Below are 13,730 nucleotides of genomic sequence, written 5' to 3'. Positions count from 1 at the left end.
AGCCCGGAGCTTCGCGGTCGGTGGGTGGCGGGCAGGTACCCACCACCCACCGGCACGGATCAGTGCGCGAAGTGACGTGTCCCCGTCAGGTACAGCGGCACGCCCGCTGCCTCGGCCGCCGCCGTGACCTCGTCGTCCCGGACGGAGCCACCCGGCTGCACCACCGCCCGCACCCCGGCATCCAGCAGAACCTGCAGGCCGTCGGCGAACGGGAAGAAGGCGTCCGAGGCCACCACGGAACCCTTGGCGCGATCACCCGCACGGGAGACCGCCAGCCGCGCCGAATCCACCCGGTTGACCTGCCCCATGCCGACACCGACCGTGGCGCCCTTGTCGGCGAGCAGGATCGCGTTCGACTTCACCGCACGGCACGTACGCCAGGCGAACTTCAGATCCGCCAGCGTCGCCTCGTCCACCGGTGTGCCCGTCGCCAACGTCCAGTTCGCCGGGTCGTCCCCGTCGGCGTCGACCTCGTCCGCCTTCTGCACCAGCAGGCCACCGGAGATCGCGCGCATCTCGACCCGCCCGGCTTGCGGCGGCTGCGCCGTCAGGATCCGGATGTTCTTCTTGCGGCTCAGCGTCTCCACGGCGCCGTCGGCGTATCCAGGAGCGACGACCACCTCGGTGAACACTTCCGCGATCTGTTCGGCCATGGCCACCGAAACCTCGCGGTTGGTGGCGATCACCCCGCCGAACGCGCTCACCGGGTCGCACTCGTGCGCCTTGCGGTGGGCCTCGGCGATGTCGTCGGACGACACCGCGATCCCGCACGGATTCGCGTGCTTGATGATCGCGACGCACGGCTCGGTGTGATCGTGCGCCGAGCGCCAGGCCGCGTCCGCGTCGACGTAGTTGTTGTAGGACATCTCCTTGCCGTGCAGCTGCGCGGCGGCGGCGAGGCCGGTCGCCTCACCACCGGAGACGTACAGCGCGGCCGACTGGTGCGGGTTCTCCCCGTACCGCAGTGCCGAGCGCCGCTCCCAGGTCTCGCCGAGCCAACCGGGGAAGGCGGACTCGTCGCCGACGGGAGTGCGGCTCATCCAGCTGGCCACCGCGACGTCGTAGGACGCGGTGTGCCGGAAGGCAGCCGCCGCCAGTTCCACCCGGTCCTGCAGATTGAATCCGCCTTCGCGGATCTGTTCCAGCGCCCATTCGTACCGGCTCGGATCGACCACTACGGCGACGTTGGCGTGGTTCTTGGCCGAGGCGCGCACCATGGCCGGACCGCCGATGTCGATGTGCTCGATGACCTCGTCCTGCTCCGCCCCGGAGTCGACCGTCTGCACGAACGGGTAGAGGTTCACCACGAGCAGGTCGAACGCTGCGATGTCCAGGTCGGCCAGCTGCTCGGCGTGTTCCGGCTTGCGCAGGTCGGCGAGCAGGCCGGCGTGCACCCGCGGGTGCAGCGTCTTGACTCGGCCGTCCAGGGTTTCCGGGAAGCCGGTGAGCTCCTCCACCGGGGTGACCGGTACGCCCGCCGCCGCGATCGTGCGCGCGGTTCCGCCGGTCGAGATGATTTCCACACCTGCGGCGTGCAGACCCGTGGCCAGTTCGAGCAGGCCCGACTTGTCCGACACTCCGATCAGCGCTCGGCGAACCGGTCGCCGTTCCTGCGAGTTCGCGGTCACGGAATACTCACCTTTCGTCCCTCTACGGTCCAGCCGTGCGAAGCCAGCTGTTCCAGGGTGTTCACCAGCAGCCGCCGTTCGACCGCCTTGATTCGTTCGTGCAGGACCGGTTCGTCATCGGAGGGCAGCACCTCGACCGCTTCCTGCGCGAGGATCGGCCCGGTGTCCACACCGGCGTCGACGACGAACAACGTGCAGCCGGTGATCCGGACCCCGTGCTCCAGCGCGTCCCGGACACCGTGCATCCCGGGAAAGGCGGGCAGCAGGGTTGGGTGGCTGTTGAGGTAGCGGCCGCCGAAGCGAGCCAGGAAGTGCTCACCGACGAGTTTCATGAAACCCGCCGAAATGACCAGGTCGGGCTCGTACTCCGCGCAGGAGTCGGCCAATGCCCGGTCCCAGTCGGCTCGATCGGCGTGGTCTCCCAACCGCTGCACGAAGGTCGGAACACCGGCGCCTTCCGCGCGGTTCAGGCCCTCGATCCCGTCGCGGTCGGCGCCCACGGCGACGATTCGCACCGGGTAGTCCGGATCGCGCACCGCGTCCAACAAGGCCTGCAGCAGGGTTCCCGAACCGGATACCAGTACGAGGACCCGGATCGGATTCGCGGGCCGGACCCGGTTGGACGTCGTTGGTTCGGAGTTGCTCCGGTTCGCAGCGCTCAGCTTGGACTCCTGACAGGCTGGTCACGATCTCACGGTGCAGAGTAAGTGCCGCTCCTCGTGCGGACACCGCCAGGTCCCGGCCGAGTGGCACATCCCTCACCTGGAACGCGCCGTTCCGGAACAACCGGACGCCATCGTCGACTCCTCGTCGCCCGCACCGCCGTGCGGACATCACCGACCGCGGGCCCCGTCCTCCGCACCACCCGGGTCCTCCGGTACCGGGCCCTCCGCACCACCCGGATCCGCCGGTGCCGGGTCCTCGGCCGTCAGGTCTTCGTCCGGGTCCTCGACGGCCGAGTACTCGCCCAGGTCATCCAGGTCGTCGTCCAGGTCGATGATCGAGTCCTCGGCATCGGTTGCGGTCGGGCCGTCACTCGACCCGGGCTCGGCGACATCATCCGCCGATTCGTCCTGGCCCGATTCCTCCTGGTCCGGCTCGTCCGCCCCCTCCTCCGCCGACTCGTCCTCGCCCCAACCGGAATCGGCGGTCGTTTCCCGCTCGGCATCCTCCCCATCCGTTGCCAGCGATTCGGGTTCGACGCGAGCACCGATCGCGATCCCGTCCTCCGCGTCGTCCGCGACGCCGTGCGGGACCGCGTAGGCGGCTCCGCGCAGCGCGATCACGATCGCGCCCGAAACCGCGATCCAGCCGAACGTCGCCGCGGCGAGCAGTCCCGGCCGTAGCGTCACGGGGCCGAACGCCGCACCACCGAGCTCCCCGCCCGCCAATCCCGCGAGCAGTCCCGTTCCCAGCGCGGCGACACCGACCGCCACCCCGAACACCGGCCAAGCGCGCTGCCCGCTGCGCAGACAACGCCGGCCGCACCAGCCACCCAGCAGCACCGGTAGCACCAGCACGAGCACCGCACCCCAGCCATCCCCGGACGGGATCAGCGCGAACAGCGGGACCGCGGGAAACTCACCGCTGGTCGTGGCGAACGGGCTCAGCTCGATGGCACCGATCGACAATCCGTTGCCCGTTGCGAACGACCACCCGGCGAGCAGGGCGTTGGGCAGGTACAGCAGCGACAGCAGAACCAGCCCGTAGGCATCACCCGCCGAACCGGCGGCCCGGATGACCGAACCGAGTTCCGGGAGCGACGCGAGCAACCCCGCGAGCATCGCGAGCGCACCGGCGACCACCATCCCGGCCAGCACCGAAACGCCGACCCGGAGTCCGGTCCAGACATCGACCCGGATGTGCGACCGCACCAGGTGGGTCAGCCCGCAGGGCCCGGCGACCCCCAACGTGGCAGCGACGAGTGCCGTCACACCGCAGTGCAGGAACGCGAGCCCCGGTCGAGTCCCGAGCGGCCCCTCGAGCCACGACGCGAGCACCGCTCCGATCAGTGCGTGCACCAGCGCCATCGGGAGCACTATCCAGCGCGCTTGATCCGGCCGGGTGAGCTGTGCCCGCTCCGCCACCCTGGCCGAGGCCGTGGCGAGCAGCGCGATCATCAATCCGGTCGGCAGCAGTGGAAAGATCGAGAGCGGAGCGCCTTCGATCGACAGCGGCACGTGGTGCAACGCCAACCAGCCGGGCAGCGCGACCACCAGCGCGGCTCCGAGCGAGAGCCGGGACGCTTCTGCGGTGCCGATCACGGTCGCCATGAGCACGGCGATGCCGAGGTATCCCGTCAACGGGACGAGCACGAGGGCCGAGCCGAGCACACCGATGCGGTTCAGATGCCGACGAACGGACACCACCCGCTCGGGGACGGATCGCAGTGCGTCTCCTGCCCGTACCCGTCCGAACGCGAGTCGTCCGGTCAATGCGCGACGAACTGGCTCGAAGGTGATCACGCGGCCGAATGTCGCACTCGGTTTGGACCGATCGGCTTACGACTCGCCGTTTCGTCCGCCCATCGAGCCAACCGAGAGCCCGGCCTTCACCGTGCGTGCCGAACGGTGGCCACGGCCCCGCTGAGGTGATGGGGCGCTGTGATGGGACGGAGTGGTCGTCAGGCTCCCGGGTGCGGCATCTGCTGCGTGCCCTGCGGTCCGGACGACGCCTGTCCGCCCTGCTGCTGGCCACCACCCTGCTGACCGCCCTGCTGCTGGCCACCGCCCTGCGGCTGGCCCTCCGGCTGCTGACCACCGGGCGAACCCTGGCCCTGCTGCTGGCCACCCGGCTGGCCGTGCGGCGCGGCCTGGGGTGCCGGCTGCCCATGAGGGCTCGACGGGACCGCTCCCCCCGCGGACGGGACCCAACCGCCCTGCTGCGGGGCGGGCGCGTGCGGGTGCTGACCGGGCTGCGGCACGTGCGGCTGCGGGCCGGTGTGCGGCCCGGGCTGCGCCCAGGGCGGCTGCGGCGGAGCGGGCACCGGCTTCTGCCCGAACTGCCCGGGCTGCCCCGGCTGTCCGGCCGGGCCACCGGGCTGACCGGGCTGACCGGACGGGCCGGGCCGACCGGCGCCTGGTTTCGGTAGCGACGCCTTACCCGCAGGCAGCGTGATCAAGCCGGACTCGTCCAGGAGTACCGCTGCCACCGCCCCGAGCTGCACGATCGCCAACAGCAGCAGGACCACGACCAGGCCGCTACCACCACCGTTGACCACGACCTGCAGCAGCCCGAGGGGCGCGTACACCGCGAGCGGAGCCGCCGCGTACAGCATGTTCGGGGCCTTCGGCAGGAACCTCATCCCGGCCAGCGTCGCCGCCGCGACCAGGCACAACCCGGGTAGCCCGCTGAAGATCGCGGAAGCCGCCGGTCCGAAGAACGCGAGCAGGTAACCCAGAAGTCCGGCACCGGCCGCGACCAGCACGAGGATGGACGGGAGAGCGAGCTTGCGGGACGAGGCCCCCTGGGGAGTCGGCTGTTGCGGTGCCTGTTGCGGCATTCCGTAGGGCGCGGACATGGTGCGGAACTCCTCCTGGAGGGACCTCGAAGCAGGACGGCGACCACCCCGAAACACGGGGCACTGCCGAAACGGTATCGAAAGTGTTACTGCCGTGGTGCAGGGCGACGGTCGGTTCTCGAACGCTCCGCCCGCCCGTTTCCGATGCGTCCGGTCCACGCACGAAGGTCGGGGCCGGCCACCCGAAGGTGACCGGCCCCGACGTTCGACACGCGTTGAGCGTTGTCAGCCCTTGACGATCTCGCGCATCAGGTTCGCGGTCTCGCTGGGGGTCTTGCCGACCTTGACCCCGGCGGCCTCCAGTGCTTCCTTCTTGGCCGAAGCCGTGCCGGAAGAACCGGAGACGATGGCACCGGCGTGGCCCATCGTCTTGCCCTCGGGAGCGGTGAAGCCCGCCACGTAGCCGACCACCGGCTTGGTGATGTTGGCCTTGATGAACTCGGCCGCGCGCTCCTCGGCGTCGCCACCGATTTCGCCGATCATCACGATCGCCTCGGTCTCCGGGTCGTTCTCGAACGCCTGGAGCGCGTCGATGTGCGTGGTGCCGATGATCGGGTCACCACCGATGCCGACGCAGGTCGAGAAGCCGATGTCCCGCAGCTCGTACATCATCTGGTACGTCAGCGTGCCGGACTTCGAGACCAGTCCGATCTTGCCGTTCTCCGTGATGTCCGCCGGGATGATGCCCGCGTTGGACTGTCCGGGAGAGATCACGCCCGGGCAGTTCGGCCCGACGATGCGGGTCTTGTTGCCCGTCGCGTTGGCATGCGCCCAGAAGTACGCCGCGTCGTGCACCGGGATGCCCTCGGTGATCACCACGGCGAGCGGGATCTCGGCGTCGATGGCCTCGATCACCGCGTCCTTGGCGAACTTCGGCGGGACGAACAGGACCGACACGTCGGCGCCCGTCTCCTTCATCGCCTCTTCGACCGAGCCGAAGACCGAGAGTTCCTGACCCTCGATCTCGACGGTCTGCCCGGCCTTCCGGGCATTGACACCACCCACGATGTTGGTGCCGGAGCGCAGCATCCGAGCGGTGTGCTTGGTGCCCTCCGAACCGGTGATGCCCTGGACGATGACCTTGCTGTTCTCGTTGAGGAAAATAGCCATCGTTCACGCCCCCGCAGCAGCGAGTTCGGCGGCCTTGTCGGCCGCACCGTCCATAGTGTCCACCACGGTGACCAGCGGGTGACCCGCCTCGGCCAGGATCCGCCTGCCCTCTTCGACGTTGTTTCCGTCGAGTCGGACGACCAGCGGCTTGGTGGCTTCGTCGCCCAGGATCTTCAGCGCCTGAACGATGCCGTTGGCCACCGCGTCGCACGCGGTGATCCCGCCGAAGACGTTGACGAAGACCGACTTGACGTCGGAGTCGCCCAGGATGACGTCCAGTCCGGCCGCCATCACCTCCGCGGAGGCACCGCCCCCGATGTCGAGGAAGTTCGCCGGCTTGACGTTCTTGTGCGCTTCGCCCGCGTAGGCGACCACGTCCAGCGTGGACATGACCAGACCGGCACCGTTACCGATGATGCCGACCTCGCCGTCCAGCTTGACGTAGTTGAGGTCCTTCTCCTTGGCCTTGGCCTCGAGCGGGTCCTCGGCCTGGGCATCGACCAGCTCGGTCTGCTTGGGCTGGCGGAAGGCGGCGTTCTCGTCGACGGTGACCTTGCCGTCCAACGCGATGATCTTCCCCTGCGGGTCCTTGACCAGCGGGTTGATCTCCACGAGCGTGGCGTCTTCCGCGACGAAGGACTCCCACAGCTTGACGATCACGTCGACCAGCTGGTCGGCGAGCTCGTTCGGGAACTTCGCGGCTTCGACGATCTCGCGCGCCTTGGCCTCGTCGACTCCTGCGATCGGGTCGATCGCGATCCGCGCCAACGCTTCCGGTTTGGTCGCCGCGACTTCCTCGATCTCCATCCCGCCCTCGACCGAAGCCATCGCAAGGAAATTGCGGTTGGCGCGATCGAGCAGGAAGGAGAAGTAGTACTCGTCGGCGATGTCGGACGCGGACGTGACAAGCACGCGCCGCGTTACATGACCTTTGATGTCAAGGCCGAGGATCGCCTCGGCCTTGTTCTTGGCGTCTTCAGGGTCATCAGCCAGCTTCACGCCGCCGGCCTTGCCCCGGCCCCCGGTCTTGACCTGGGCCTTGACTACCACGGGCCCGCCGATTTCTTCGGCGACTGCCTTGGCCTCGTCTGGATCAGTGGCCACGGAGCCGGGCAGCGTCGGTACTCCGTGGGAGGCGAAGAGTTCCTTCGCCTGGTACTCGTACAGGTCCACGCGACTCTCCTGCGACGTCGGTGTCGGACTCGCAAAACATATCGACCTGCGATGACGCGTGGTGCAGCGCGTCCGGTGAACTGCCTCACGCCATCGTCGCAATCCTGCCTGGTGAATGGATCAAGTGCAGGACTTTCAGCACGCGGAAAGGCATTTGCCGCCCGATACAGTGACGAACGGAACACGCGAAAGTGGGCCCAAGTGTGCTGTGCGTTACTCCGATTCCCGATGGCGCGCGCGGCTCGCTGCCACCGCAGCGGCCACCAGAAGCACGAGCAGGGCCGCCGAGCCGCTCCAGACACCCCATCCGGGGCCGGCCCCTTCGGCCCGCTCCGCGGTCAGCGGCATTTCCAGCACGCGCACGAGCACGACGCCCGCCGCACCGGCGAGCAACGCCGTCGCCCGTTCCGGACGGCACAGCGGTGCCGTCGCAGCGACTCCGGCCACCACCACCATCGCGCACACCAGTCCCCACGACGTCGTGCCGAAACCGGTGAACACGCCCGGCGGCACGTAGTCAGGTGCGGTGACCACCGGCAGGCTGAACGCCGCGATCACGAGCGCCGCCGCGATCAGCGCGGGCACCGCCACCGTTCGGTCGGCGGTAGTGGTGGTGAGGTCGACGTCGTCGCGCTCGACCCCACCCGCGATCGCTGCCAGGAGGCCGGCGATCACGGCGAGGACGATCGCCGCACCGGCCACCCAGGCACCGGTCCCTGCCTGTGCCCCCGCCGACCGAGCGGCGGTGAAGACCGTGTCGAGCGTGGCCGTACCGGCCAACGGGATCGCCACCCACACCACCGCGAGCGCGGGGCGCGCTCGCAGCGCCGTGCGCGGCCACAGGGTCGCGGCTCCCAGCGCGGCCACCAGTCCGCCCGACGGCCACAGCAGCCGGGCCGGGTAGGGCGGTTCACCCGCGAAGCCCGCGGGCATCTGCCACTGGGGCAGCATCGCGGCCACCAACGCCAGCAGACCGGCAATCAGGCCCAGCGCACCCGCCGCGGCGAGCAGCCTGGTCAACGCGGGGAGGCGCAGCTCTCCGGCGGGTTCGCGGGCGGGCACTCGTCCGGCGGAGATCGCCGAGGCGACCAGCCCAGCCGCTCCGATCAACCCGAGCACCGAACCCGACGCCAGGTGCAGGTCCGCGAGGACGGCGACCGCGAACAGCGGCGGAACCACGATCCCGGCGAGTGCGGCGCCGAGCCCGAGCAGTCCGCCCCTGGCGAATTGGAGATCGGCCGAACCGGCGGCGAAACCGCCCGCGACGAGCACGCCGATCGCCAGCACCAGGCTGCCGATCAGTACCGCGGGCGGGGAGTCGAGCGCGGCCCGTGGCAGCAGGTACGGGTCGCCGGACCGGAACTGGGTCATCAACAGCCCGACCGCCGCGACGACGGCGGCGCACAGCACCACCGTCAGCAACCCGTGCCGCCGAGCGCCCCCGGCCGGGATGTCCTCGATGTCGCCGAAGGCGGCCCCGAGAGAGGGGTCCGGGTCGCGGCTCACGCTGGTCGAGGCCAGTCCTCCCGCGATCGCGGTCAGCACGTGTCCGACCAGCAGCAACCACAGGCCCACGGACGGGATCAGCGGGTCGAGGGTGTCGGGCAGCAGGAGCTCGGGTCTGGCCGCCAACCCGGCGTCGAAGACGAGCTGGCCGTCGAGCACCAGCCGACCGGGGGCCAACACCGCAGGACCGAGCAGTAGCGCCGCTCCGAGCGCGGAACGTCCTCGACGCACCGCCCAAGCGGCTCCCGCCGGCGGCAGGATGGCGAGCGGCAACAACAGCGGCCAGGAAGCGAACGCCGCGGGCATAGCGGGTTTGACCATGCCGATGACCGGCGCCAGGCCGACAAGCACGGCGCCGACCGCGCCAATGGCGATCGCGGCGATCAGTCGCGACGGGGGCGTGCCGGAGGCGGTAGGCGCGTCCGGCGGCGAAGGGGTCGGTTTGTCGTCGGCTTGGAGTTCGGACCGCGCGCTCACCGCGCCGACGCTAGCAATCCCACGTGCGGACGTCAGGAGGCGTGCTCGGACGACCGCTCGGTGCGCGCATCTCCGGAGGGCCGACCGAGAGTTGCGCCCCACACACCGGTTGGGCCGAACAGTCCAGGGGATGGAGCCCACCGAGAGGCAATCGAGAAGTGACTTAAGTCACCACTGACCACGGAGGGATCATCGGCCGGCGAGGCTCGCGGGCTCCGCTGGTCCATTCGAGACCGACTTCCTCGATCACGAAGCCGCAGGCAGTACCGCTGAGTAACGGCTGTCGGTCGCCATACCGCACTGCCACGGACGGCGATGTGGGGACTCCAAGTCCGATTCCCCGAACACCGGGGACCCCTGATCGGGGATTGCCCCTAAGGGATCAACCTGGTTATTGTCCCCCGGTCCGTTGTCACGGTCTGATCACGACTGGCGAAGGCCAAACCGGTTCCCCCGACCGGTCCGGAATCCCCGTCCGGCGTCGTGATTGGGCTCCCCGAGACAGAAGGGCAGGCAGTGTCCCGACACCGCTCCCCCGGCGGCGAAGAGCCTTCCTTGCTGAACGAGGAAGATCATCCCGGCGAAACCGCACGCAAACGTGGCAATAACCGGGTCCCGTCACCCCCGTCAGTACTCCGCGGCCGCGTGGTCGTCGCTGCCGTCGCGGCAGGCGCCTTCGCCGCAGCAGGCCAGTCGTTGGCCAGCGAAGACGATCAGCACGACTACAACGGCGGCGTCACCCCGTTGGCCAACGGCCAGGACGCCGCGGCGTCCTTCGGCTCGGCCGCCAACGCCCCCACGAACACCGCAGGCAACCACACCGCTGCGACCGGCATGGGCGGTTCCGCCCCCGAGGTGCTCCCCGCCGCCGAGGTAGCCGACACCGCCTCCGAAGTCGAGAAGCTCGCGAAGAGCGAGCGGATCGCGGCTGAGCGCGCCGAGGCCGAAGCCGCGCGGCTCGCCGCCGAGAAGGAGGCTCAGCGCCAGAAGTTCTTCTCTCCGGCGCAAGGCTCGTTCACCTCCGGCTTCGGCGGCCGCTGGGGCACGACCCACTACGGCATCGACATCGCCAACAGCAAGGGCACCCCGATCGTGGCGGCGGCCGACGGCGTGGTCATCGAAGCCGGCTCGGCCAGCGGTTTCGGCCTGTGGGTCCGGATCCAGCACGACGACGGCAGCATCACGGTCTACGGCCACATCAACTCGTACACGGTGGACGTGGGCGACTCGGTGCAGGCCGGCGAGCAGATCGCGACCATGGGCAACCGCGGATTCTCCACCGGTACCCACTTGCACTTCGAGGTGTGGAACGCCAGCGGCAAGAAGATCAATCCCGTGCCGTGGCTCCAGGAGAACGGCGTCAGCATCACCTGATCCGGGCCGGGTGGTCGGCACCGTGTTGATTGCCGACCACCCGACTCCCGGCGACTCACCACTCGACCCCGCAGCTCCATACCCGCAGCGCCGTTCCCATAGCGGACCTCCCGCGGCGAATTTCCCCGGCGGCGGATTCCCGGCGGGGATTCCCGTGGCGGGGGCGGCGCTGCGGGATCCGCGTGAGCAACCACCTACCGACGCGTTTCCGGACCGGAGCGCCGTCGACTCGCGCGGGCCGGTACGTGACCCGCGCGAGTCCGATCCTCACAGCTTGGTCAGCGGGACGCTGCCGATGAGCATCAACCGGATCGTCCCCGAGGCACCGAAGTCGATGGTCGCGGTCGCTCGCGCCCCTTCGCCCTCCGTCGCCACCACGGTGCCCAACCCGTACTTGTCGTGCGTGACCCGATCACCCGATTCGAGCTTGAGCGGCACCGCGTCCTTCCAGCCCTGCGACCCGGTGCTACGCAGCCCCCGGGACGCCACGCCGGCCTGCGCCGAGTCCGAACCACCCCGGTCGAAACCGCCACCCCCGCTGCGCGAAGCCCACGTGCTGCGAACCTGCGGTGCCGATCGTTCCGGTTCGACCCGGCGCCAGTGCACCAGGTCCTCGGGGATCTCACCGAGGAATCGCGACGACGGATTCGTCGCGGGCTGCCCCCAGGTCGAACGCGTCACCGCCCGAGACAGGTAGAGGCGCTTGCGGGAACGCGTGATCCCCACGTACGCGAGCCTGCGCTCCTCGGCGAGCTCGACGGAGTCGCCCAGTGCGCGCATGTGCGGGAAGATTCCGTCCTCCCAGCCGGTCGAGAACACCACGGGGAACTCCAGCCCCTTCGCGGTGTGCAGGGTCATCAGCGTGACCACGCCGTCGCCCGATTCCGGGAGCGAGTCCGCGTCGGCCACGAGTGAGACCCGCTCCAGGAACGCGGACAACGAGTCGTCCGCGGGCAGGCTCAGGGCCTGCTCGTCAGTTTCTTCGGTCGCCGGTTCCGCGACGGAGACCACCGCCTCGGCCGAGGCTTCCTCCGACGTGACCGCCGACGTCGAAGCGTCGGCACCGCCTTCAGCTCCCCGGGATTCGGTGAACTCCCTGGCCACGGTCACCAGCTCGGTGAGATTCTCGACCCTGGTGGCGTCCTGCGGATCGTCGCTGGCTTCCAGCTCACCTCGGTAACCGGTCTTTTCCAGCACCGACTCCAGCGTTTCGGCCACATCCGAACTGGCCGCGATCCCGCGCAGCTCGTCGAGCAGCGCCACGAAACCGGAGATCTGCCGCTGGGCGCGAGTGTTCAGCAACGGCACCTCGCCCGCCGCCGCGCGGCGCAGCGCCGTCGCGAACGAGATCCGCTCCTGCTCGGCGTGCGCGGCCACCACCGCTTCCGCCCGGTCGCCGATACCGCGCTTGGGGACGTTGAGGATGCGGCGCAGGCTGACGGTGTCCTCCGGGTTGTCCAGCACCCGCAGGTATGCCAGCGCGTCGCGCACCTCGCGACGCTCGTAGAAGCGCACTCCGCCCACGATCCGGTACGGCAACCCGAGCCGGATGAAGACTTCCTCGAACACCCGGGACTGGTTGTTCGTCCGGTAGAACACGGCGATGTCGTTGAAGGACGCCGCACCGTCGTCGACCAGCCGGTCGATCTCCCCGGCCACGAAGGCGGCCTCGTCGTGCTCGTTGTCGGCGACGTACCCGACGATCGGCTCGCCGTCGCCCGCGTCGCACCACAGCCGCTTGTCCCGCCGGTTGGCGTTCTGCCGGATCACCGCGTTGGCCGCCGACAGGATCGTCTGCGTGGAGCGATAGTTCTGCTCCAGCGTGATCGTCCGCGCATCGGGATAGTCGCGTTCGAACTCCTCGATGTTGCGGATGGTCGCACCGCGGAAGGCGTAGATCGACTGGTCGGCGTCTCCGACCACGCACAGCTCGGCCGGTTCCAGTCCGCTCTCGGTGGGTTCGGTGCCCACCAGTTCGCGAACCAGGGCGTACTGGGCGTGGTTGGTGTCCTGGTACTCGTCGACCATCACGTGCCGGAAGCGGCGCCGGTAGTGCTCGGCAACCGCCGGGTAGGCCCGCAGCAACTCGACCGTGCGCATGATCAGGTCGTCGAAGTCCAGCGCGTTGGAGTCGACCAGCCTGCGCCGGTAGGTCGCGTAGACCTGGGCGACCTTGCGCTCCATGTCGTTACCCGCGCGCTCGGCGGCCTCGTCCGGGGTGAGCAACTCGTTCTTCAGGTTGGAGATCTGCGCGCCGAGCGTACGAGCGGGATACCGCTTGGAGTCCAGCTCCTGCTCCCGGGCGATCATCGTGATCAACCGGCGCGAGTCGTCCGCGTCGTAGATGGAGAAGTTGGACGAGAAACCCGAATGTTCGCCGGACCCCTGCAGCATTTCCCGCAACGTGGCGGCCTCGCGGCGCAGCACCCGTACGCACATCGAGTGGAACGTCGACACCCACATCGCGTTGGCCCGCCGCCCGACCAGGTCGGCCACCCGCTCCTTCATCTCGGCGGCGGCCTTGTTGGTGAACGTGATCGCCATGATCTGACCGGGATGCACACCCTCGGCGAGCAGGTTGGCGATGCGGTTGGTGAGCACCCTGGTCTTGCCCGATCCCGCGCCCGCGACGACGAGCAGCGGAGAACCCGAGTGCGCCACGGCCTCCCGCTGCTGCGGATTCAACCCGGCGAGCAGGGCTTCCGGATCGGATTCGGGTCGCTCGCTCGAACCGGAGTCCACCGGTCCGGTAGAACCGTGCTGCGGAAGATCGAAAAGGGTGCTCATCGTGGCTCCACGTTACCGGCAGGCACCGACAGGATTCGAATGCTGCACCCGTGTGCCGCGGCCCGGTCCGACTCCGGGAGAGTTCCGGTCCGTCCCCCGATTCTTCGCATTCCCGTCGACGCCACGTTGTGGGGCGTGAGCCCCGCGGCGAGAAA

9 protein-coding genes are annotated in these 13,730 nt (G+C 69.4%); 1 reads left to right on the top strand and 8 read right to left on the bottom strand.

The features are described 5' to 3' along the window. Nucleotides 1-59 precede the first annotated feature (59 nt). From purH to ACYVAN_RS18485, 7 genes are all read right to left on the bottom strand, one after another. Nucleotides 60-1,628, bottom strand: coding sequence for a bifunctional phosphoribosylaminoimidazolecarboxamide formyltransferase/IMP cyclohydrolase (gene purH / locus ACYVAN_RS18515; protein ID WP_460961287.1), 1,569 nt, complete (start codon nucleotides 1,626-1,628; stop codon nucleotides 60-62). Then, complete coding sequence (purN, locus tag ACYVAN_RS18510; RefSeq protein WP_460961587.1) at nucleotides 1,625-2,209, bottom strand: phosphoribosylglycinamide formyltransferase; 585 nt, start codon at nucleotides 2,207-2,209, stop codon at nucleotides 1,625-1,627. Before purN ends, purH begins: the two co-directional genes overlap by 4 nt. A 252-nt stretch (nucleotides 2,210-2,461) precedes the next feature. Then, on the bottom strand, nucleotides 2,462-4,093 hold the full coding sequence (locus ACYVAN_RS18505; protein ID WP_460961285.1) for a cell division protein PerM: 1,632 nt from the start codon (nucleotides 4,091-4,093) through the stop codon (nucleotides 2,462-2,464). Nucleotides 4,094-4,251: 158 nt separating this feature from the next. Beyond that, nucleotides 4,252-5,148: a DUF5336 domain-containing protein gene (locus ACYVAN_RS18500; RefSeq protein ID WP_460961284.1), complete on the bottom strand. Its 897-nt coding sequence runs from the start codon at nucleotides 5,146-5,148 to the stop codon at nucleotides 4,252-4,254. Nucleotides 5,149-5,373: 225 nt separating this feature from the next. Continuing rightward, entirely contained in the window at nucleotides 5,374-6,258 is an 885-nt protein-coding gene (gene sucD, locus ACYVAN_RS18495) for a succinate--CoA ligase subunit alpha (RefSeq protein ID WP_460961282.1), read from the bottom strand. A 3-nt stretch (nucleotides 6,259-6,261) separates the two neighbouring features. Beyond that, nucleotides 6,262-7,431 (bottom strand): ADP-forming succinate--CoA ligase subunit beta, encoded by a 1,170-nt coding sequence (gene sucC, locus ACYVAN_RS18490; protein ID WP_460961280.1) that lies wholly within the window; start codon nucleotides 7,429-7,431, stop codon nucleotides 6,262-6,264. 213 nt (nucleotides 7,432-7,644) lie between these two features. After that, nucleotides 7,645-9,414, bottom strand: a complete 1,770-nt coding sequence (locus ACYVAN_RS18485; RefSeq protein ID WP_460961278.1) for a hypothetical protein — start codon at nucleotides 9,412-9,414, stop codon at nucleotides 7,645-7,647. Between the two features lie 645 nt (nucleotides 9,415-10,059). Here ACYVAN_RS18485 and ACYVAN_RS18480 point away from each other — a divergent pair. Beyond that, on the top strand, nucleotides 10,060-10,788 hold the full coding sequence (locus ACYVAN_RS18480; protein ID WP_460961276.1) for a M23 family metallopeptidase: 729 nt from the start codon (nucleotides 10,060-10,062) through the stop codon (nucleotides 10,786-10,788). A gap of 267 nt (nucleotides 10,789-11,055) precedes the next feature. Here ACYVAN_RS18480 and ACYVAN_RS18475 read toward each other — a convergent pair whose 3' ends face one another. Next, nucleotides 11,056-13,575 (bottom strand): UvrD-helicase domain-containing protein, encoded by a 2,520-nt coding sequence (locus ACYVAN_RS18475; RefSeq protein WP_460961274.1) that lies wholly within the window; start codon nucleotides 13,573-13,575, stop codon nucleotides 11,056-11,058. Nucleotides 13,576-13,730 lie beyond the last annotated feature (155 nt).

This window comes from Parasphingorhabdus pacifica, assembly GCF_054779195.1.
Note: the sequence above shows the minus strand (reverse complement) of the source record. Positions and strands in the feature narration are given on the sequence as shown.

Coding starts and splice junctions, on each gene's coding strand:
- ACYVAN_RS18500 (WP_460961284.1), bottom strand. CDS start 5,148: ATGTCCGCGCCCTACGGAATGCCGCAACAGGCACCGCAACAGCCGACT.
- ACYVAN_RS18475 (WP_460961274.1), bottom strand. CDS start 13,575: ATGAGCACCCTTTTCGATCTTCCGCAGCACGGTTCTACCGGACCGGTG.
- sucD (WP_460961282.1), bottom strand. CDS start 6,258: ATGGCTATTTTCCTCAACGAGAACAGCAAGGTCATCGTCCAGGGCATC.